The organism is Amycolatopsis sp. NPDC114503 (assembly GCF_055633655.1).
This window is the reverse complement of record NZ_JBVKDT010000018.1, coordinates 75818-94844: the sequence shown is the minus strand read 5'-3', so window position 1 is coordinate 94844 and position 19027 is coordinate 75818. Positions and strand designations below refer to the sequence as shown.

The window sequence follows — 19027 nt, the reverse complement described above, 5'->3', positions numbered from 1 at the left end:
CTCACCGTAGGTTTTGGGCTATCCTTTCGTAAGTACGAACCGCGAGGTAAGCTCCCGACATGGGAGTAGGCATCGAGGCAGGACGCCGCGCAGCCGCAGACCCGGGTGACGCATTCAACAGCGACTGCCCCGGCCGCGGAGTGCTCAACCACGTGTGCAGCCGCTGGGGCACGCTGATCCTGCTCTCACTGCGCGAACGCCCGGCACGCTTCTACGAACTGCGCGACACGATCGGCGGGATCAGCGAGAAGATGCTGTCGCAGAATCTGCGGACCTTGACGCGGGACGGCTTGATCCGGCGCGAGGTGGAGCCTGCGACGCCGCCTAAGGTGACTTACTCGCTCACTGAGCTTGGACAGGAGCTGGCGACGCCGCTGGAGGGGTTGCTGGATTGGGTGAGGGCGCGGACGGTGGATGTGGTCAAGGCGCAGAGGCGGCATGATCGGCAGCACAAGCCTTCGACCTGACCAGGCTCGTCCGATCTCGTTGTGAAACATGGATCGGCACCGTCATTCAACAGTGCCGATCCACGAGCAGCCCGGACAACCTGAGCCCGCAGCGAATGGCGAGACATCCCGACCTGATGTCGCGGCAGCCTGAAGACGGCCATGGGCCACCAGCACCCTCGGCGTCAAGAAATTTCATTAAAGCATTCTTGCGCGTTGAATCGGGCCATTTTTGCGCATGGCAGACATAATGCGGAGCGTTTGTTACCGTATCTAACATGTCACACAAAGCCCACGGCGAAACCAAGATCAAATTGCCAGGTCCGCTGCCATGGAATCAACGAAGCCCAGTCATCGGTTGCCCCAAGGGCGACCTGTCGTACCTGTTCGAAAATCTCGCCAGCCTGCTGCAGTTGATTGACAACAATACTCGCAGAGATGCTGTTATCTTCTGGCCAGATTCGACCACTGAGATCACAGTCGGGGAAGCCATGGGGCCGATCTTGAACTCCGGGCTACTTATCCGAGACGTAACCAGCGTGCGGTTATCAGCCCACGGCAAATCCTGGCTAACCGACCAAAACCCCGAGAAGCTAATAGAAATTCTCCATACGCATGTACGGTTCATCGGCGAGATCCTTCACGAGCTCGAGCAAGAATCGATGTCTAGTCGCGCTTTACTCAAAATCGCACGTGAAAAATATCACTTTCAATGGAAAAGTGGCGGTGCCATATTCTACAGGATTAAATGGCTGATCGCCGCAGGACTTGTAAAGTCTTTTAGCCATAAATACCACCTGAGCAACGAAGGCCACAGCTTTCTTGCTCACCTAACCGTACATGAGCCCGAATCCGAAGCCACTACTTCTACAGACTTCCGACCCGCACCAACAGCAATCACAGAACTAATGAGAAGAGCCAAGAACGACCCTAGATGTCGATCGCGTGCGGCAAGCTTCTACATTCCCGGAATCAGGACCAACAACGGACAGATTGAAACCCTTAGAACTATTATCGAAAGTTGCGCATCGCCGATCGAGGACGAAACTTTAACGGCAACAACGGCCAGGTTATTCAACACCAAAGGCACGAGTGCTGAAACCGGTATTCGATCAATGCAAATGAGCGGCCTACTCGAAAGAATATCAGCAACAGAATTAGTCGCAACACCTGCAGCACTTGCCTGGCCAGCGAGCGCTTACCCTATGGACCTTGCTCGCATTATCCACGCGAGTATCTGGTATTTCGGAGAAATCGTTCACGAGCTTGACCAAGCGGGACGACTAACATTCACGGAAGCTCTCGAGAGTTGCGTTAAGTACTCCGCAGGCGACTACTTCGCCCCAATCAAACGCGGCGGTCTCACAGCACGGATCGCACTTCTGGAAGCATTTGGCTTGATCGTCCGCATGTCAAACCACTTCTACAAGGCAACACCACAAGGAGTTGCTTTCTACAATTCGGTTCCTTGCATCGACTCGATCGATCAAGCTGCCGACACGTCAACCGGACGTCAAGAACCAGATCCTATCGAAGCAGAGGGCGCGCAGAGAACTGAGCACCATGAAAATCCAGCTTCTCTGCTTGCCGACAATTTGATTCGCGTCTCGCGAATGAGTAATTATTCTGATGAGCTAGAAATGGCAGCCATCGACGCACTGCAGTTTCTCGGGCTTCCAGCAGCTCACATTGGCGGCCAAGGGGAGCCCGATGGCATAGTCCGGACCCGACCTGGCAATCTAGGGGAAACCCTAACCGTAGAGACGAAAAGCGCCGCCAACGGCACCGTTCCAGAAGAGCAAGCGAAACCGGCGACACTTGCGGACCATCGCGAGCAGCATTGCGCGCACACGACTCTTTACATAGGTCCCGGCTTTGAACGTAGACTTCTGGAGATCCTAGACAACGACAAGCATGTTGCAGTAATTTCCACAGCCGTACTCGCGGAAGCGGTCAGGCGACAAGTAGATACCCCCTTGACCCCCGAAGAACTCCACCCTCTCTTTGACCCAGAACTCTGCGAAAGCGAGCGAAGAAGTCATCTGCTGACGAAGTGGAAAGAAAAAGAAAATTGGACACTTTCCATGCGAGGCGTAATTGAAATTCTCTCACGAGAAGCCGACTCTCCGATGTCTGATGAAGAGCTGGAGTCAGTTGGCGTAGGCTGGCTGGATCTAACAGCCATCCGCAGGTCCTTGCGAGACGTTATCCACCGCGAGACCTCAAGTGATCTCATCAGGGAAGTTCTTCTTTTCCTTGCTTCGCCTCAGATAGCAATTGTCGAGCAACTCCACGATCGCTATCGGCTGAGGATCTCGCTGGAGGCAGTACCTGCGCACTTCATGTACCTAGGCAGACGCTGGCTTGTCGGAGACCGGTTGTTCCGCCAGCAGCCAAGCCCCTTAGTCACCCGTTAAACCATGGCTGGTCAGGAGGACGCTTTGACACGATGTTCGGGCGATCTGGTGCTGACGACGGCCCGGTGGTGGCCTGATCACGGACCACCAGAGCCGCCCGAACTACCGGATCAAAAACCTCAGCCCTTCAACAACTGCCGAGCCATCACCAGCCGCTGGATCTGGTTCGTGCCCTCGTAAATCTGCGTGATCTTCGCGTCCCGCATCATCCGCTCCAGCGGGAAGTCCCGCGTGTACCCGTACCCGCCAAGCAACTGGACCGCATCGGTCGTCACGCTCATCGCGACATCCGACGCGTGACACTTCGCCGCCGCACCGAAGAACGACAGGTCATCGTCCCCTCGCTCGGATTTCGCCGCCGCGGTGTACACCATCTGGCGCGCCGTCTCGACCGCCATCGCCATGTCCGCCAGCATGAACTGGATTCCCTGGAAGTCCGCGATGTGCTTGCCGAACTGCTTGCGCTCCTTGACGTACCCCAGGGCGTGATCCAGCGCGCCCTGGGCAATACCGACCGCCTGCGCGGCGATCGTCACCCGGGTGTGGTCGAGCGTCCGCAGGGCGATCTTCAGCCCCTGGCCCGGCTCGCCGACCATCCGGTCGCCGGGAATGCGCACCTGGTCGAACAGCAGCTCACGCGTCGGCGAGCCCTTGACGCCCAGTTTCTTTTCCTTGGCACCGAAGGAAAAACCGGCGTCGGACTTTTCCACCACGAAGGCGCTCACGTTGGCGCCGCGGCGGCCGTCCGGGTCGGTGACCGCCAGAACCGTGTAGTACTCCGACACACCGGCGTTGGTGATCCACGACTTCTGTCCATTGAGGATCCAGTCGTCCCCGGACGGGGTGGCGCGGCAACGCATCGAGGCGGTGTCCGAGCCTGCGTCGCGTTCGGACAGTCCATACGAGAATCCGGCCTCGCCCGAAGCCAGCGGCGGCAGATACTTCGCCTTGACGTCCTCGTTCGCGGCCAGGATCAGCGGCAGGCTGCCGAGTTTGTTCACCGCCGGAATGAGCGAGGACGACGCGCACACCCGCGCTACTTCCTCGATCACGATGCAGGTGGCCAGCGCGTCGGCACCGGCGCCGCCGTACTGCTCCGGCACGTGCGGGGCGTGGAAGTCCGACGCGACCAGTGCGTCGTAGGACGCTTTGGGGAATTCTTCGCGCTCGTCGGCCTCGGCGGCGTGCGGGGCGATCTGCTCTTCGGCGACCGCGCGGACGGCCTCGCGGATCGCTTCGTGGTCTTCGTTGATTTTGAACAGGTCGAAGCTCATCGGGATCTCCTGGTCGAACGTCAGCCGGAACTCAGTAGGTGTAGAAGCCGCGGCCGGTTTTGCGGCCCAGCAGGCCGGCGTCAACCATGCGGGCCAGCAGCGGCGGCGGCGCGTACAGCGGCTCCTTGAACTCCTCGTACAGCGATTCCGCGACCGCCTTCGTGGTGTCGAGCCCGATCAGGTCGGCCAGCGCGAGCGGGCCCTGCGGGTGCGCGGCGCCGCGCACGAGGCCCTCGTCGATCGCTTCCTTCGTCGCGAAGCCCGATTCCAGCATGCGCACGGCGGCGAGGATGAACGGGATCAGCAGCGCGTTCACCACGAAGCCGGCGCGGTCCTGGCACAGGATCGCGTGCTTGCCGAGGGTTTCCTCGGCGAACTTCCGCGCGCGGTCGGTGGTCTCGTCGCCGGTGAGCAGGCTCGGGACCAGTTCGACCAGCGGCAGCACCGGGACCGGGTTGAAGAAGTGGATGCCGAGCACCTGCGCCGGCCGCGCGGTCGCGGTGCCGAGCTTCATGATCGGGATCGAGGAGGTGTTGGACGCCAGCACCGCGTCCGGCGCGGCGACGATCTTGTCCAGTTTCCCGAACAGCTCCGCCTTGACCGCCTCGTTCTCGACGATCGCCTCGACGACGAGCGTGCGGTCGGCCAGGTCGTCGAGGTCCTCGGTGATCCGGATCCGCTCCAGCACGTCGGCCGCGGACGCGATCTTCCCCTTGCGCTCGGCCCGGCCCAGCGAGGCCTCGAGCCGCGCCCGGCCCGCGTCGGCGGCCGCCCGGTTCGACTCGACCGCCACGACGTCCAGCCCGGCCCGGGCGCACACCTCGGCGATCCCCGCCCCCATCTGGCCGCAGCCGACCACGCCGACGAGCTCCACGTGCCTCACCCATCCCTCCGGTACTTGGTTTCATGATGACGGTACTCAGTACCGACCGGTAGGCCAGAGCGGGGTGGCCCACCTCACCCTGCTCCCGGACGACGGCGGGCGATTAGGCTGGCCGCAGCGTGCGTGCGAAAGGTGGCCCGATGCCCGAGAAACCGGCCAAGCAACGGCTGACCGAGGCCGCGTTCGCGCTGTTCGAGGAGCGCGGCTACGACCAGACGACGGTGGACGACATCACCGACCGCGCGGGTGTCGGGCGCAGCACGTTCTTCCGCGCGTTCCGGTCCAAAGAGGACGTGATCTTCCCCGACCACGAGGTGCTGCTGAGCGCGATCGAGGCCCGGCTGGCCGGTTCCGACCCGCGCACCGCGACCGTCGCGGTCACCGAGGCTTCGCGACTGGTGCTGCGGCATTACGTCGCCGAGGGCGATCTGGCGCTGGCGCGGTACCGGCTCACCCGCAGCGTGCCCGCGCTGCGCGCCCGGGAAATCGCCGGCACACGGCAGTATCAACGGCTGTTCCAGGAATTCGTCCACCGCTGGATGGGCGGCGGCGAGGAAACCGCACTGCGCGCCGAACTCATGGCGGCGGCGGTGGTGACGGCGCACAACCACGTCCTCCGCCGATGGCTGCGCGGGCAGGCGACCGACCCGGAAGCCGCGTTCGACGCCGCGATGGCGGACACGGTCGCGCTGTTCGGCAACACCGGCGAGACCGAGACGACGGTCGTCGCTTTCCGTACTGGCAAAGACCTTTCCGCGGTCCTGCCGGGGTTGCGCAAACTGCTCGGCGACGAGGGCACGCTCGGCTGAGCGGCTACCAGGCCTCGTCGAACCGTACTCCGCCCTCGTACCAGTCCTCGTCGCTCACCGGGTGTTCCGGTTGCGCCGGAAGCTCGGGGTCGGCGGTGCGGTTGCGGAGGTAGTCGCCCTCGCCCAGCGCGCCGGAGGTGCCGCCCGCCGCTTGCCGGGACCCGGCAGCTGCCTGCGGCGCGGAAGAATTCCCTGACGCAGCAACGGGTTTCGGCTGGACCGGCACCGTAGGCCGTTTCGCTTCGACGGGTGGAGCGGACCGCCGAGGAGCAGCGGGCGGAGCCACGGGGGCGACTTCGGGCGTGAACCCGGCCCGCCACTTAAGCCGGTCCATCACGTACCCGCGAGTGCCGAGCGGAGCCAGCAACGACGCCGTCTGGTGCGCCGATTGCCGCTGTGCCTCGGCGTACGTGTGCAGCACCAGCGCGGCCAACTCCTCCGGCGGCAAATTCCGCACTGTGCCGGACAGTTTCAGTCCAGTGAGGACACCGTCGGTGTTGACCGTGGCCGTGACCGCGTTGTCGGCCGAGGACGCCTCGACCGACAACGCGGACAGTGCCTGGATCAGTTCTTCCGGACCGGACACATCAGTCCAGTGTGGATGGTGTCAGCGGCTGCGACACCGAACCGTCCGGCGCGATGTCGACGTTCCGGTCCCGCACCTTCTTCTCGGTGTCCTTCGGGGTGTTGGAGGTCTCGAAGTTGGACGGGTCGAACGAATCGCCGGGGCTCACGTCGGCGGGCTTCGGGATGTCGGGCAGGCCGTCGGCCTTCTCGCGGATCTTGTCCGCGAGCCGCCCGGCCGACTGGCCCATTCCCGAGCGGATCTTCTCGACGTTGTCGAGGAAACTCTCGAAGATCTCCTTCGAGGATGCCCCTTCGACCCGCGCCGTGGCCTCGGCCATGACCTCGGACAGCCCCGCGCCCGCACCGGCTATCGCGGCCTGCGTGCCCTGGGCGGCGAGGGTCAGCCCGGCGCCCGCCGCCGCCGGGGTCGCGACCGCGGCGAGCATCCCGACCAGTGCCACGGTGAAGGCCGTCGTCAGCACCTTGGACAGCGAGATCTCGCCCTCCTTGGCCTTGTCCTTCTGGTACTTGTCCGCAGCGTCCTTGAACGATTTGGCCAGCGTGTTGAGGTCGTCCCGCGCGCCCCACACGCTGTCCCGGCCCGCTACGACACCGCTCTCCAGCACAGAGATCTCAGTGGCCATCTGGTCGTATGTCTCCGACAGCCGGTCGAGATACGTCTTCACGTCCTCGGCCGCTTCGCCGCGCCACGAGCCCATCAGTTCCTTCGCCCGGCGCAGCTCCGTCATCGAGCCGCGGCCGAGGTTCTGCCAGATGTGCTCGTAAGAATTGATCAACGACTGCAGGCCGGCGCCGGTGTCCTTGAGGTCGGCCTCGGAGAACTCGCGGAAGATGCTCGTGACCTCGTCCTGATAGGACTCGTACAGGCCGTCCATCATGTCGAACAGCATGAACTCCGCGTAGCGCAACGCCAGCACGCCGTCGAGCGCGTCGTTCGCGCCCTGCTGCAGGTCCTCGCAGATGCCTTCGAGCAGCTGCTCACGCGGGCGCTCGCCCGAACCGCCGCTCAGCCCGAAGTAGTTTTCCTGGTCGCTCACGTCAGAGCCCCTCCCCCGCCGCGTTGCGCACGCCCATCCGGGCTTCCCCGTCGGCGCTCTCGTACAGGTCGGCCACGCGCGCGAGCGCGACGCTCGCCTGCTGCGTGGTGAAAGCGAGCTTCGCCAGCGCTTCCTCGACCTTCGAGCGGTGGTACTCGTACGCCGCCGCGACCTGGCGCATGCCGAGCGAACCGCCGAAAGCCGTCGTCGGGCCGCCGCCGAACGGGTTGAACCCGCCGATGATGGCCTGCGGGCCGGTCGCCTCCGGCATGTCCAGCCCGTCCACCCCGCGGCGCGCGGCCTCCGCCGCGTGCCCGGCGTCCTCGACGAACCCGCTCGCCTTGCGCAGATCCTTCACGTCGGTTTCGAAACCGATCATGGGTCCACCCCCAGTCGTATGAACCGTCACCCTACTGAGCGAACGGTATCCTTCCGACTCATCGGACATGACGTCGGTTCACGACATCGACGTGACCACCGCCACATTCCGGACGTACCGGCTATCCCTCGCGCGCGGGCGCGGGAGCCGCACGGCGCGGAAACCACGGCACGATCGGCGAAACGCGCCGCTGGTAGTCCGCATACTCCGGATAGCGGCCGAGGGTGATGCTCTCGGTGAAGATCGTCGAGCCGGCGAACAGGGCGGTCAACAGGACCGCGCCGGCGATCGTCCACGTGATCGCGCCTGCCGCGGACACGCCGAGCAGAAACACCAGCCACCACTGCGCTTGTTCGAAAAAGAAGTTGGGATGGCGGGAAAAGCGGAAGAGCCCGGTCTGCGCGAACCGCGGGTCGGGGGTGCGCCCGGCGGCCGCCTCGCGCTTCTTCCACTGGTGAAAGTTCCACTGCTGCTGATCGGCCAGGGTTTCGCCGGCAAGGCAGGCCACGAACGCGACCGCCAGCACGATGTCGACGGCGCCCAGCGGCGTCCGATGGTCCAGCGCGGTCCACGCGGGCAGCGTGATGAGCAGCAGGATCACGTTCTGGTACAGCGTGATGAAGAAGAGGTTGAACAGCTGGAACTGCCACGGAGCCATCCGGCCGCGCAGCACCGCCCAGCGGTAGTCCTCGCCGCCGCGTGCGTAGCCGCCCTTGCGGCCGTAGTTGAACGTCAGCCGCGCGCCCCACAGGAACACGAGCGCGAACAGCAGGTTCAGCCTGGCGTCCGCGAACCCCGCGTGACCGGCGAAGATCCCGGCGTAGGCCACCGGGACAACCGACCAGATCCGGTCCACCCAGGAGTACTCCCTGGTGAGCACCGACAGCAGCCAGCAACCGGCGCACACGCCCGCGAAAACCCAGAGGCACACCTGGAACGCGTTCATGCCCGCGACTTTACTGCCGGAACCGCCCGCGCGACGCCGTAGAATCCGCCGATGGGCACCACGACGGCGAACCTGCCCCTGCGCCAGCGCAAGATCGACCTGTTCTTCGCGGTGATCTTCTCCGTCTTCACCGTGACGTCGCTGATCAGCGACCTGCTGCCGACGATCGGCGTCGATTTCTCCCGTCCGACCGGCAACTTCTTCGTCGACTCCAACTACTGGTACGCCCACGACGCCGACCCGCTCTTCATGCACCCGCCGGACTGGATGCGGATCGTCACCGGGCTGTCCGCGTTCGTCTACCTTCCTTTCTACGTCGTGCTCGTCTGGTGTCTCGTCGCAGGCCGCAACGGGATCCAGCTGTTCGCGGTGATCTACGCGACGATGATCGTCACGCTCACCGGGATCGTCGTGTTCGGCGTCGAGTTCTTCGGCGACCCGGCGACCCGCACCGGCAACCCGGGCAAGTTCCTGGCGTTCAACCTCCCGTATGTGCTGATCCCGTTGCTGCTGCTGGTGCGGATGCGTCGGCCGATGCCGTTCGCTCGGCGGTTTTGACCACTGTGGACAGACATCGGCAGGGCTTGGAGGTCACTGAGGTGCGCTTCCGGGCACGGAGGTGGCCAGCGGCGACAGCACCAGCGGACCAGCGAGCCGGACCGATCCGGCGACCCGCCGCGCTGACCGTCATCGGCCGCGTCAGCGGCAACCCGCAGGAACACCGCCGCCATCGTGTCGACGCCCGGCTAGGCGACCACTGTCGACAGCCCCCGCAGCTACCCCACCTCCGCACCCGCCTTCCGCAGCGCCCGTTGTCGGCGGCTCGTGTAAGCCGCGACCGAACCGCACAGCAGGGCCAGGGTCGCGATCGCTGCCAGTACGTCCGTCACCGACGTGACCAGGAGCGAAAGCGCCAGCGGCCCGGCCAATCCGCCGAGCCGGTTGAAGAACGACACCGACCCGGCGACGCGCCCGCGCTGGCCGTCGTCGGCCACGTCGGCGGCGACCGGGAGGAACACCGCGGCCATCGTGTTGACGCTCAGCAACGCGACCGTCAGCACGGCGGCCGACAGCCACGGCGCGGCGACCGCCCATCCCGATACCGCGAGTGCCAGCAGCAGCACCGCGGTGCACACGGCCAAGCGCACTGTCACGCCCGTCGGGCCGAAACGGCGGTAGCCGAGCACCAGCAGTCCCGCGCACAGCACCATCGCCACCGCGGATCCGGTGAGCAGGGCGTTCGCCGTGGTCAGCGAAAGCCCGCCGACGCGGGACAACGTCGGCACCCAGGTCGTCAGGCCGAACGTGGTCACGCCGATCGAGAAGGCGAACACCCATTGCAGCCGGGTCGTGAGCGTGTTCCGGGCCAGCCAGTTCTCCTCCGTCGCGGGTTGTGCGGGGGCACCGCGTTGATCCGGGATGACCGCCGCCGCGGCGGCCAGCAGCAGGCCGGTCGGCGCGCCGATGAGCCACAGCACCCGCCACCCGAACACCGGCTCCAGCCACAACGCCGAACCGGACGCGACCAGGTAGCCGATCGCGGTCGCGGCGATCGACAGCCCGGTCACCACCGCTCCCCTGCCGCGTCCGGGGAACAGGTCGCTGAGCACCGTGATCAGCATCGGAGCCAGCCCGCCGACAGCGATGCCCATCAGGAAGCACATCACCACGTTGCCGCCGAAGTTCGGCATGGTGCCGCACATGCTGGTCGCGGTGAACCCGAGCGTGGCGAGCAGGTAGCAGGCCCGCCTTCCGATGCGCTCGGCCAGCTGGCTGCACAACAGCGCGCCCAATGCGGTGCCGGACAGCCCGCTCACCGCCAGCAGCGACGCGGTCGAGGCGTCGATGCCGTATTCCGCGCGCAGGCCGGGAATGACGAACCCGAGCGTCGACGTCTTGCTGATGTCGATCGTCAGCGCGGCGGTGGCGACCACCGCGATCGTCCGCCTTCCCCGGACTTTCGGCTGTGGCAGAGAAACACCGGACCGCGTCCGGCCGAGAACCAGTGCGGCTCCCAGCGCGAACAGCAATGCCGTTCCGGCCGCGAACATCTCCGGCATGTCGGCCAGCGCCATGCCGTGCAGCCGCCGGTCGGCCATCGGACCCATCGAATCCATCGCACCGGCCCGGTCCGTCCCGGGCATTTCGAAAGCACGGAAAAAGCCCACCGCCGACGCGACCACGACCACTGCCGCCGCCACCGCGAGCAATCCCCGCCAGCCCGTGCGGGCCGGCGCCGAAACTGTCGTCATGCCTCCAATTTCTCACCCGCGCGCCCGGTCTGGCATCTTCACTCTTGCGCTTCAGTTTTCCTGGAGGACGGAAAGAATATTCCCCGCCGGATCCTTGAACCACGCGATCAGCGGACCGCCGAGCCGGAAGACGCCCTTCTCGTCCACCCCGTCGAACGGTTCGAACGAAACCCCTGCCGCACCAAGGTCCGCGACCGCCTGGTCGATGTCGTCGACCGGGAAGTTGAGAATGGTGTACTCGGCCGGAACGTGCTTGTCGCCCTTCGGGTACACAAGCACTTCACGCCCTTCGGCGAGACGCAGGCGCAGCATCCCCCAGTTTTCGGCGACCTCGATGCCGAGCGTCTCGGCGTAGAACTTCCGTGCGGCCGGGATGTCGTCCACGGAAAAACCGCTGAAAGCTTTGCTGGTGTCGAACATTTTTGCTCCTGATGAATTGTCAGTGCGGCTTCGGCCGGTACGTCACCGAGAGGACGCCGTTTCCGAAGGCCCGGGAAGAGGCGAGTTCCAGGTCGGCCCGGTCGGAGGGCGCCTCGAACAGCCGCGCGCCCGAGCCGAGCACGATCGGGTGGATCAGCAGATTCAGCTCGTCCAGCAGACCCGCCAGCAGCAGCGAGCGGACCAGCCGGGGGCTGCCGGGAACGTGGATGTTCTTGCCCGGCTTGCGCTTGAGCGCGGTCAGTTCGGCCGCCAGGTCGGCGCCGAGCAGCGTCGAGCCGCTCCAGTCCAGTTCGGTGAGCGTGCTCGACACGACGTACTTCGGAGTGTTGTTCAGGAACGCGGCCATCGGCGACGAGTCGCCCAGCTCCGGCCACATCCGGGCGAAGTCCGCGTAGGTGTTCCGGCCGAGCAGGACGGCGTCCGACTCGGCGATGCTGGCCCGGATCGCCTCGTCCGCCTCGTGGTTCAGCATCATCCAGTCCGGCGGCGACTCGGTCACCCCGTCCAGCGAAACCGACAGCCCGGCCACGATCTTGCGCACGGCTATGCTCCTTTCTCAGCTGACATTCGCCGGGGACGTCGGAGCCGGAATCGCCGAAGGCGACACCGGCGGCGGAAAAGTTTCGAAGGGGGCCTTCGTGCGGTACCTGATCATGATCCACAGCAATCCGCGGTTCCGGGCACTCTGGGAGGAGCTGCCGGACGAGAAGAAGGCCGAGTTCGCCCGCAGCCATCTCGCGCTCGACCAGGCGCTCGAAGAGTCCGGCGAACTCGTGCTCAGCGACGGGCTGGCCGATCCCGCCGAAGCCAAGTGCGTCACCGTGCAGGACGGCAAGGCGGTGGCGAGCGACGGGCCGTTCGCCGAGGTCAAAGAGCATCTGGTCGGCTTCTACCTGGTCGAATGCGAGAGCATGGAACGGGCGCTGGAACACGCCGCCCGGGTGCCGGACGCGTTGTACGGCAAGATCGAGGTACGGCCGCTCCTCAACGTGAAAGAGCTGAATCTCTGACTCCCCCGCCCGGCTTCGAACAGCTCCTGCGTGACCTCGCGCCGCAGGTGCTCACCGCTGTCTGCCGGCGGTTCGGCGACTTCTCGCGGTGCGAGGACGCGGTGCAGGAAGCGCTGTTGTCCGCCGCGCTGAAGTGGCCGGAGCAGGGTCTGCCGGACAACCCCAAGAGCTGGCTGATCACCGCCGCCGCGCGCAGGCGCATCGACATCGAACGCAGCGAGTCCGCCCGCCGGCAGCGCGAGCACACGGCCGCCGGATTGGCGGTGCCGCAACCGGAACTGGCACCGGCCGACGACGACACGCTGACTCTGTTGATGCTGTGCTGTCACCCCGAACTCGGCAAAGCGTCGCAGCTCGCGCTGACGCTCCGTGCGGTCGGCGGCCTCACCACGGCGGAAATCGGCCGGGCTCTGCTGGTGCCGGAGAAAACCGTGGGCCAGCGGATCAACCGCGCGAAAAAACGGCTCAGCGGGGCCCGGTTCCGGATGCCGCCGCCGGAAGAACGAGCCGAGCGAATGGCCGCGGTACTGCAGGTGCTGTACCTGATCTTCACCGAGGGGCACACCGCCAGCTCCGGAACCGCGGTCAACCGCGTCGAACTCACCGCCGAGGCCATCCGGCTCACCCGGCAGCTGCACGCGCAAGTCCCCGACGACGGCGAGGTCGCCGGGCTGCTGGCGCTCATGCTGCTCAGCGACGCCCGTCGGCCCGCGCGGACCCGGCCCGACGGCACCGCCGTGCCGCTGGCCGAACAGGACCGCACCCGCTGGGACTCCGCGGCGATCGCCGAAGGGCTCGGCCTGATCGAGAAAACCTTGGCCACCGCCCAGCTCGGGCCGTATCAGCTCGAGGCCGCGATCGCCGCCGTGCACGACGAGGCGGCGCGCGCCGAGGACACCGACTGGCCGCAGATCCTTGCCCTCTACGACCTTTTGCTCGCTGTCGCGCCGAGCCCGGTCGCGGCGCTGAACCGGATCGTCCCGGTCGCCATGGTCCACGGCCCGCGCGAAGGATTGCGGCAGCTGGACGAGATCGCCGGGCTGGACGAGCACCATCGCGTCGACGTCGTGCGCGCGCACCTGCTCGACCTGGCGGGCGAGCCCGAGCAAGCCAGGGTCTATTACCGTTCAGCGGCACAGAAAACACTCAGCGTTCCAGAACGAAGATACCTGGAATCCCGTGCCACGACCGGGAAAACACCCTAACTGGCGACCCGGGCCATCGACGGCGGGCGCAGCGCGTCCGGGTCCGGCAACCGCATCGGGACGGTGTGCGCGTGGTACTCGAAGTGCCACCATTCGTTGTCGTAACGACGATACAGCCGATAATCCGGCCCGTGCCGCTCCAGCCACGCCGCGCCCTCGCTCGGACGCACGTCCAGTGCGGTGCCGCGGACGTGGGCCGACTCGTGCGGTGGCAACACCCGGCGCCGAGCTGCGGTGACGGAGCCGGTGCGCTGCACCTCTTCGGCGAACAGCCGGTGCTGATGGGCGGCGTCGCGGTGGCCGGAGGTGAGCCCGATGAGCTGGCGGTGCTGCCAGAACGCCTCGGTGCGCGCCGCGGTGAAAGCCGCGCGGGCCGGTTCGCTGAGGCCGGCGAGGTCCTCGGCCGGGTATCGCATCGCGAGCGCCCACTGGCAGGCCAGATGCCGGCCGCAGCCGGGCGAACGCAGGAAAGCCGCCGGGAGCAGCGCCACCGCCAGGAAGCGGGTGACGGCCGCGAGGACCCGGGGCCGGCGAAGCGACTCGATCATGGGGTCCACTTTCGGACCCCAGTGTGCGCGCACTGCGCACGGAGTTTGACAGCTCTGTAACAGTTCGTCGCGGCGGCGCTGTTACCGAACGATGACACGGCACGCACCGGGCGGGGATCCGGGCCGGGCAGGCTGGGGCCCGGCTGTCCGCTGTGGACTGTCCGGGCGGCCGGACGGGCGGGCTGCGATAGTGGGAGACATGCCGAGGGTGCTGCTGATCGAAGACGACCAGGCCGTGCGCGACGGCCTGCGGCTGGCCCTGACGTACCAGGGCCACACGGTCGAAGCGGTGGAGACCGGCGAGGAAGGCCTCGCCCGGCTCGCCGGGGACCCGGCCGACGTCGTCGTCCTCGACCTCATGCTGCCCGGGATGGACGGCTTCGAGGTGTGCCGGCGCATCCGCGCGTCCGGCGACCTGCCGATCATCATGCTCACCGCCCGCAACGACGACATCGACGTGGTGGCCGGGCTCGAAGCCGGAGCCGACGACTACGTCGTGAAGCCCGCGCAGGCCCGGGTCCTGGAGGCGCGCATCCGCGCCGTGCTGCGCCGGACCGGCGGCGAACCGCGCGGACAGGGCACGAAACCGGGTCCGGAACGGCACGGCGACCTCACGATCGACCGCGACGGTCTCGTGGTCAGCAAGCACGGCACGGTCATCGGGCTCGCGCCGACCGAACTGCGGCTGCTGCTGGAGCTGTCCGCCTCCCCCGGCCGCGTGCTCAGCCGCCAGCAGCTGCTCGAATCCGTGTGGGACCAGGGCTATCTCGGCGATTCGCGGCTCGTCGACGCGTGCGTGCAGCGGCTGCGCTCCAAGATCGAGGACGACGCCGCGAAACCGGTGTACGTCCAGACTCTGCGCGGTTTCGGCTATCGCTTCGGGCCGCTGTGACCGGCTGGCTGTTCCGGGGGCTGCGCACCCGGCTGCTGGTGGCGTTCGCCCTGCTGAGCGTGTTCACCGCGATGGCCGTCGCCGGGATCGGGTACGTGCAGGCCCGCGACGGGATCCTGCAGCGCACCCAGGACAACGCCGCCGTCGAGATGACGACCCAGCTCAAGCAGCTCTACCCGCTCCCCCGGCGGCCGGTGGACCCGGGCACGCTGCAGTCGGCCGCCGACCGGCTGAACGGCCGGAAGAACTCCGCGCTGGTGATCAGCGGCGGGCACAGCGCGGGCAACATGCCCGCCTCGGTGATCACGCCGGAACTGCGGGCGGTGGTGCGATCCGGCCGGGTCGCGTGGCAGCGCGTGGACGTCGGCGGGGTGACGCAGCTGGCGCTGGGCGCGCCGTTGCTGATCTCGACCGGCGACCGGCGGAATCCGACGATCCCCTCCGGCATCGAGGTCTACGAACTGCGCAATCTCGACGCGGAAATCGAGGCGGTGAACCGGCTCGCCCGGGACGCGTGGCTCACCGGAGGGGCCGCGCTGGTGGTGGCGCTCGTGCTCGCCGTACTCGCCGCGAGCAGCGTGCTCCGGCCGGTGGGCGAGCTGCAGCGCGCGGCCCGCAGGCTCGGCGCGGGCGACCTCGACGCCCGGATCGCCGTGCGCGGCAGCGACGAGCTGGCCAGTGTCGCCGAGACGTTCAACTCGACGGCCGCCTCGCTGCAACGCCACGTCGGCGAACTGCGCCGGATGGAAGCCGACGCGCGGCGGTTCGTCGCCGACGTGTCGCACGAACTGCGCACGCCGCTGGCCGCGATGACCGCGGTCACCGACATGCTCGACGCCGAAGCGAAGCGGCTGCCGGACGCGGCGGGCGAGGCGGTCCGGCTGGTCAGCCAGGAAACGCACAACCTGGCGCGGCTCGTGAACGACCTGATCGAGGTCACCCGGTTCGACTCCGGCACCGCCTCGCTCGCGGTGGACGACGTCGACGTGGCCGAGGCGGTCCGGGCGACTCTGCGGGCGCGGGGATTCGAGGTGGAGACCGATCTGCCGGACGGGATCCGGGCGCGCGTCGATCCGCGCCGGCTCGACGTGATCGTGGCCAACCTCGTCGGGAACGCGCTGCGGCACGGCGGGGAGCCGGTGACCGTCCGGTTGCGGGGCGACCAGGCGGGGATCACGCTTTCCGTCGAAGACTCCGGCTCCGGGCTGGACGAGGAGGTGCTTCCGCACGTGTTCGCCCGGTTCTACAAGGCGGATACCGCTCGCAGCCGGTCCGAAGGGAGCGGGCTCGGACTCGCTATCGCTTGGGAGAACGCGCGGTTGCACCACGGGAAGCTGACCGCCGGGAACCGGCCAGGGGGCGGCGCGGTGTTCACGTTGTGGCTGCCTCGGGAGGTGCGGCAGTGAAGCGGGTGCTGGCGCTGATCGCCGTCTTGGCGCTGACGGTGAGCTGCGGGGTGCGGCCCAGCGGCGTGATCCCCGGGGAAAACGCGCCGAGCGGGCCGCCCAACGGGAACAGCGGGTACACGGCGACGGTGTATTTCGTGTTGAACGGGAATGTCGTGCCGGTGGTGCGCAGCGGAGTCAGCGACGTGGCCGCGGATCGGGTCCGGGTGCTGGAACGCGGGCCGGACGAGGGCGAGCGGGCCGGCGGCTACACGACGGAACTGCCGCCGTCGTTCGAGCCGATCGCCATCGGGGTGAGCGACGCGGAGATCGGGGTCAACGTCCGGGAATTGTCGCCCAACGCCGTCTCGCAGATCGTGTGCACCGTGCTCGCGGCGGGCGGGGGCGGGGCGTCCGGGACGATCAAGCTTTCCGGCGGGGGCCAGGAGCTGCAGCCGCAGGCTTGCGGCAGATAGCTCAGCCGCGCGGCTTCATCACGGGCGCGAACACCACCGCCACCACGCACAACGCCAGCGGCAGCAGGAACGCGACGTTCAGCGGCACCCAGTGCGCCAGCCCGCCGATGATCGCCGGACCGGCCAGCAGCCCGACGTACCCGACGCCGACCACCCGCGCCATCAACGCCCCCGACGCCCGCTTGTCCAGGTTGCCCGCCGCGGTGAACAACTGCGGGACGCCCCCGGAAAGCCCGAGCCCGAACAACGCCCAGCCGCACAACGACAACGGCACCCACGGCGCCAGCGACGCGATCGCGAGCCCGAGCGCGGCCAGCCCGCTGCCATAACGCACCACCGCGACCGGACCGGCCAGCGCGGCCACCCGGTCGGTCGCGAACCGGCCGACCGTCATCGCCACCGCGAACGAGCCGTACGCCAGGGCAGCGGTGCTCTCAGACGTGCCCAACCCGTCTCGGAGATACAGCGCGGCCCAGTCGTTGGCGACGCCCTCCGACAGCATCAGCGCGAAGGCCAGCAGACCCAGCAGCCACACCACTCGGGCAGGCGTACGCGTCGGTTTGGCTTCCTCGGCGGTTTCCTCGGCAGCCTCGTCCGACGAGTCGAGCAGATACCGGCGGACCACCAGCGAAACCACGATGCACAGCGCGCCGGTACCGCCGAGCGACACGAGCGTCGGCACGCCCGCCCCCAACACCGCCGCGCCGACGACCGCCGCGATCGCACCGCCGATCGACCACATCGCGTGGAACGCCGCCATGATCGGCCGCGGATAAGCCCGTTCGACGACCACCGCGTGCGCGTTCATCGCGACGTCCAGCGAGCCGTTGAAGAACCCGAACGCCGCGAGCGCCAGCCCGAGCGTCCACCAGTTGGCCGCGAACCCCGGCAACACGACCGCGACCCCGACGAGCACCCCCGCGACCGAGACCACCCGCGGATGCCCGAACCGATCGGCGAGCGGCCCGGTCACCTGCATCCCGATCAACGCCGAACCGCCGAGCACCAGCAGCAACGCCCCGAGCGCGGTGTGCGAGACGCCGGTCGCGCGCTCGATCACCGGAATGTGCACCACCCACATGCCGACCGCGAACCCGCACAGGGCGAACACGATCCAGGTGGCGACGCGGGCCGCGCGGGGCAGCACCGGAGACGGGGAAAGCTCGGTCATCGGGCTCGGCTCCATTTCGGGGGTCGGGTCCAGGCAAGAACACGGATGCGGGCGGGGCATGATGGGCGAGTGGAAGCCGACCTGATCGCCGCCCCGTGAGCGGGGGCTACCAGAAGGGCAGAATCCGCCGCGACGACATCGTTTCGGCGGCCGCCGTCGTATACGGCGAGGCTGGCTACCACGCGTCGTCCCTGCGGGAAATCGCCAAACGCGCCGGCATCACCCACGCCGGCTTGCTGTATCACTTCCCGACGAAGGAAGCGCTGCTCGCCGCAGTCCTGGAACGCCGAGACGCCGAGGACGCCGCCCGCGAACAACTGACCGCCACCCCGCCCGGCTTGGACGTCCTGCGCCGCTTCATCGCACTGGCCGAACACAACGTCCGTCACCGAGGCATCGTCGAGGTGTACTCGCGCCTCGCCGCCGAAGCAGTCTCCGAAGACCACCCCGCGCACGCCTACTTCGCCCGCCATTACCGCGAGGCCCGCGACAGCATCGCCCAGTCGTTCCACGCGCTCGCCGAAACAGGCGAGCTGCGCCCCGGCGTAGACCCGGACTTGGCGGCACTCACCTTCGTCGCACTGATGGACGGCCTCCAGGTCCAGTGGCTCACCACCCCCACGCAAGTCGATGCAGTCGCTTCCCTCCGCCTCTCTCTGCAAACTCTCCTGACCGTCCCCCTGTTCCCGAAATAAGCGAAACCCGACAATTTCGCCCGGATGGCCGCCAATCCCGCCAGCCGTCCGTGAGGGGAACCCTGACGGAATCTGATTCCCTCAGGGTTCCCCTCACAGACGTCAGCCGCTCGTGAGGGACCCCTTCACGGACTTAGATTCCCTCAAGGGGCCCTTCACAGCCCACCCGCGAA

Annotated in this window: 21 protein-coding genes; 10 read left to right on the top strand and 11 right to left on the bottom strand. The window is 67.2% G+C overall.

The genetic code is table 11. From position 1 onward, the window contains the following. Positions 1-59 precede the first annotated feature (59 nt). Both ACZ7OI_RS44790 and ACZ7OI_RS44785 read left to right on the top strand, forming a co-directional pair. On the top strand, positions 60-467 hold the full coding sequence (locus ACZ7OI_RS44790; protein WP_470270188.1) for a winged helix-turn-helix transcriptional regulator: 408 nt from the start codon (positions 60-62) through the stop codon (positions 465-467). 257 nt (positions 468-724) lie between these two features. After that, positions 725-2863, top strand: a complete 2139-nt coding sequence (locus tag ACZ7OI_RS44785; protein ID WP_470270187.1) for a hypothetical protein — start codon at positions 725-727, stop codon at positions 2861-2863. A 119-nt stretch (positions 2864-2982) separates the two neighbouring features. On the opposite strand, the gene ACZ7OI_RS44780 is transcribed toward ACZ7OI_RS44785, so the two are convergent. Then, on the bottom strand, positions 2983-4137 hold the full coding sequence (locus ACZ7OI_RS44780; RefSeq protein WP_470270186.1) for an acyl-CoA dehydrogenase family protein: 1155 nt from the start codon (positions 4135-4137) through the stop codon (positions 2983-2985). 31 nt (positions 4138-4168) lie between these two features. Further along, entirely contained in the window at positions 4169-5020 is an 852-nt protein-coding gene (locus ACZ7OI_RS44775; RefSeq protein WP_470270185.1) for a 3-hydroxybutyryl-CoA dehydrogenase, read from the bottom strand. Between the two features lie 140 nt (positions 5021-5160). On the opposite strand from ACZ7OI_RS44775, the gene ACZ7OI_RS44770 reads away from it, so the two are divergent. After that, positions 5161-5829 (top strand): TetR/AcrR family transcriptional regulator, encoded by a 669-nt coding sequence (locus tag ACZ7OI_RS44770; RefSeq protein WP_470270184.1) that lies wholly within the window; start codon positions 5161-5163, stop codon positions 5827-5829. A gap of 4 nt (positions 5830-5833) precedes the next feature. On the opposite strand, the gene ACZ7OI_RS44765 is transcribed toward ACZ7OI_RS44770, so the two are convergent. The 4 genes from ACZ7OI_RS44765 to ACZ7OI_RS44750 form a co-directional block, all read right to left on the bottom strand. Continuing rightward, positions 5834-6415: a YbaB/EbfC family nucleoid-associated protein gene (locus tag ACZ7OI_RS44765; protein WP_470270183.1), complete on the bottom strand. Its 582-nt coding sequence runs from the start codon at positions 6413-6415 to the stop codon at positions 5834-5836. Position 6416: 1 nt separating this feature from the next. Continuing rightward, positions 6417-7454, bottom strand: a complete 1038-nt coding sequence (locus tag ACZ7OI_RS44760; RefSeq protein WP_470270182.1) for a hypothetical protein — start codon at positions 7452-7454, stop codon at positions 6417-6419. 1 nt (position 7455) lies between these two features. Further along, on the bottom strand, positions 7456-7833 hold the full coding sequence (locus ACZ7OI_RS44755) for a hypothetical protein (RefSeq protein WP_470270181.1): 378 nt from the start codon (positions 7831-7833) through the stop codon (positions 7456-7458). A gap of 121 nt (positions 7834-7954) precedes the next feature. Beyond that, on the bottom strand, positions 7955-8779 hold the full coding sequence (locus ACZ7OI_RS44750; protein ID WP_470270180.1) for a DUF1295 domain-containing protein: 825 nt from the start codon (positions 8777-8779) through the stop codon (positions 7955-7957). A gap of 51 nt (positions 8780-8830) precedes the next feature. Between ACZ7OI_RS44750 and ACZ7OI_RS44745 the strand changes: the two genes are divergently transcribed. Then, positions 8831-9337, top strand: a complete 507-nt coding sequence (locus ACZ7OI_RS44745) for an EXPERA domain-containing protein (protein ID WP_470270179.1) — start codon at positions 8831-8833, stop codon at positions 9335-9337. A 218-nt stretch (positions 9338-9555) separates the two neighbouring features. Here ACZ7OI_RS44745 and ACZ7OI_RS44740 read toward each other — a convergent pair whose 3' ends face one another. Genes ACZ7OI_RS44740 through ACZ7OI_RS44730 form a run of 3 tightly spaced genes read right to left on the bottom strand, consistent with a single transcriptional unit; the run spans position 9556 to position 12013 of the window. After that, the gene (locus ACZ7OI_RS44740) at positions 9556-11031 is read right to left on the bottom strand and encodes an MFS transporter (protein ID WP_470270178.1); all 1476 of its coding nucleotides are present in this window, start codon (positions 11029-11031) and stop codon (positions 9556-9558) included. Between the two features lie 51 nt (positions 11032-11082). Further along, positions 11083-11451, bottom strand: a complete 369-nt coding sequence (locus ACZ7OI_RS44735) for a VOC family protein (protein ID WP_470270177.1) — start codon at positions 11449-11451, stop codon at positions 11083-11085. 19 nt (positions 11452-11470) lie between these two features. Then, complete coding sequence (locus tag ACZ7OI_RS44730) at positions 11471-12013, bottom strand: dihydrofolate reductase family protein (RefSeq protein ID WP_470270176.1); 543 nt, start codon at positions 12011-12013, stop codon at positions 11471-11473. Between the two features lie 4 nt (positions 12014-12017). Here ACZ7OI_RS44730 and ACZ7OI_RS44725 point away from each other — a divergent pair, with 4 nt between their 5' ends. Together ACZ7OI_RS44725 and ACZ7OI_RS44720 are read left to right on the top strand one after the other, a co-directional pair. Beyond that, positions 12018-12482, top strand: coding sequence for a YciI family protein (locus tag ACZ7OI_RS44725; protein WP_470270175.1), 465 nt, complete (start codon positions 12018-12020; stop codon positions 12480-12482). Continuing rightward, positions 12479-13687, top strand: a complete 1209-nt coding sequence (locus tag ACZ7OI_RS44720) for an RNA polymerase sigma factor (RefSeq protein WP_470270248.1) — start codon at positions 12479-12481, stop codon at positions 13685-13687. Before ACZ7OI_RS44725 ends, ACZ7OI_RS44720 begins: the two co-directional genes overlap by 4 nt. Here the strand turns inward: ACZ7OI_RS44720 and ACZ7OI_RS44715 are convergent. Continuing rightward, positions 13684-14235: a M15 family metallopeptidase domain-containing protein gene (locus ACZ7OI_RS44715; RefSeq protein WP_470270174.1), complete on the bottom strand. Its 552-nt coding sequence runs from the start codon at positions 14233-14235 to the stop codon at positions 13684-13686. The genes ACZ7OI_RS44720 and ACZ7OI_RS44715 overlap by 4 nt on opposite strands. Before the next feature lie 199 nt (positions 14236-14434). On the opposite strand from ACZ7OI_RS44715, the gene ACZ7OI_RS44710 reads away from it, so the two are divergent. From ACZ7OI_RS44710 to ACZ7OI_RS44700, 3 genes are read left to right on the top strand one after another with little or no spacing between them, the layout of a single operon-like run. Continuing rightward, positions 14435-15127, top strand: coding sequence for a response regulator (locus tag ACZ7OI_RS44710; protein ID WP_470270173.1), 693 nt, complete (start codon positions 14435-14437; stop codon positions 15125-15127). After that, a complete protein-coding gene (locus tag ACZ7OI_RS44705; RefSeq protein ID WP_470270172.1) occupies positions 15124-16533 on the top strand; it encodes an ATP-binding protein in 1410 nt (469 codons plus the stop codon). Before ACZ7OI_RS44710 ends, ACZ7OI_RS44705 begins: the two co-directional genes overlap by 4 nt. Then, positions 16530-16988 (top strand): hypothetical protein, encoded by a 459-nt coding sequence (locus ACZ7OI_RS44700; protein ID WP_470270171.1) that lies wholly within the window; start codon positions 16530-16532, stop codon positions 16986-16988. The genes ACZ7OI_RS44705 and ACZ7OI_RS44700 overlap by 4 nt, the downstream gene beginning before the upstream one ends. A 1-nt stretch (position 16989) precedes the next feature. Here ACZ7OI_RS44700 and ACZ7OI_RS44695 read toward each other — a convergent pair whose 3' ends face one another. After that, complete coding sequence (locus tag ACZ7OI_RS44695; RefSeq protein ID WP_470270170.1) at positions 16990-18159, bottom strand: MFS transporter; 1170 nt, start codon at positions 18157-18159, stop codon at positions 16990-16992. A gap of 95 nt (positions 18160-18254) precedes the next feature. On the opposite strand from ACZ7OI_RS44695, the gene ACZ7OI_RS44690 reads away from it, so the two are divergent. After that, a complete protein-coding gene (locus tag ACZ7OI_RS44690) occupies positions 18255-18854 on the top strand; it encodes a TetR/AcrR family transcriptional regulator (protein ID WP_470270169.1) in 600 nt (199 codons plus the stop codon). The last annotated feature ends 173 nt before the right edge of the window (positions 18855-19027 follow it).

What these genes read in the sequence shown, in the direction of transcription:
- ACZ7OI_RS44790 (WP_470270188.1), top strand. Translation starts at nt 60, where the DNA reads ATGGGAGTAGGCATCGAGGCAGGACGCCGCGCAGCCGCAGACCCGGGT.
- ACZ7OI_RS44785 (WP_470270187.1), top strand. Translation starts at nt 725, where the DNA reads ATGTCACACAAAGCCCACGGCGAAACCAAGATCAAATTGCCAGGTCCG.
- ACZ7OI_RS44780 (WP_470270186.1), bottom strand. Translation starts at nt 4,137, where the DNA reads ATGAGCTTCGACCTGTTCAAAATCAACGAAGACCACGAAGCGATCCGC.
- ACZ7OI_RS44770 (WP_470270184.1), top strand. Translation starts at nt 5,161, where the DNA reads ATGCCCGAGAAACCGGCCAAGCAACGGCTGACCGAGGCCGCGTTCGCG.
- ACZ7OI_RS44755 (WP_470270181.1), bottom strand. Translation starts at nt 7,833, where the DNA reads ATGATCGGTTTCGAAACCGACGTGAAGGATCTGCGCAAGGCGAGCGGG.
- ACZ7OI_RS44750 (WP_470270180.1), bottom strand. Translation starts at nt 8,779, where the DNA reads ATGAACGCGTTCCAGGTGTGCCTCTGGGTTTTCGCGGGCGTGTGCGCC.
- ACZ7OI_RS44745 (WP_470270179.1), top strand. Translation starts at nt 8,831, where the DNA reads ATGGGCACCACGACGGCGAACCTGCCCCTGCGCCAGCGCAAGATCGAC.
- ACZ7OI_RS44740 (WP_470270178.1), bottom strand. Translation starts at nt 11,031, where the DNA reads ATGACGACAGTTTCGGCGCCGGCCCGCACGGGCTGGCGGGGATTGCTC.
- ACZ7OI_RS44735 (WP_470270177.1), bottom strand. Translation starts at nt 11,451, where the DNA reads ATGTTCGACACCAGCAAAGCTTTCAGCGGTTTTTCCGTGGACGACATC.
- ACZ7OI_RS44725 (WP_470270175.1), top strand. Translation starts at nt 12,018, where the DNA reads ATGCTCCTTTCTCAGCTGACATTCGCCGGGGACGTCGGAGCCGGAATC.
- ACZ7OI_RS44715 (WP_470270174.1), bottom strand. Translation starts at nt 14,235, where the DNA reads ATGATCGAGTCGCTTCGCCGGCCCCGGGTCCTCGCGGCCGTCACCCGC.
- ACZ7OI_RS44710 (WP_470270173.1), top strand. Translation starts at nt 14,435, where the DNA reads ATGCCGAGGGTGCTGCTGATCGAAGACGACCAGGCCGTGCGCGACGGC.
- ACZ7OI_RS44695 (WP_470270170.1), bottom strand. Translation starts at nt 18,159, where the DNA reads ATGACCGAGCTTTCCCCGTCTCCGGTGCTGCCCCGCGCGGCCCGCGTC.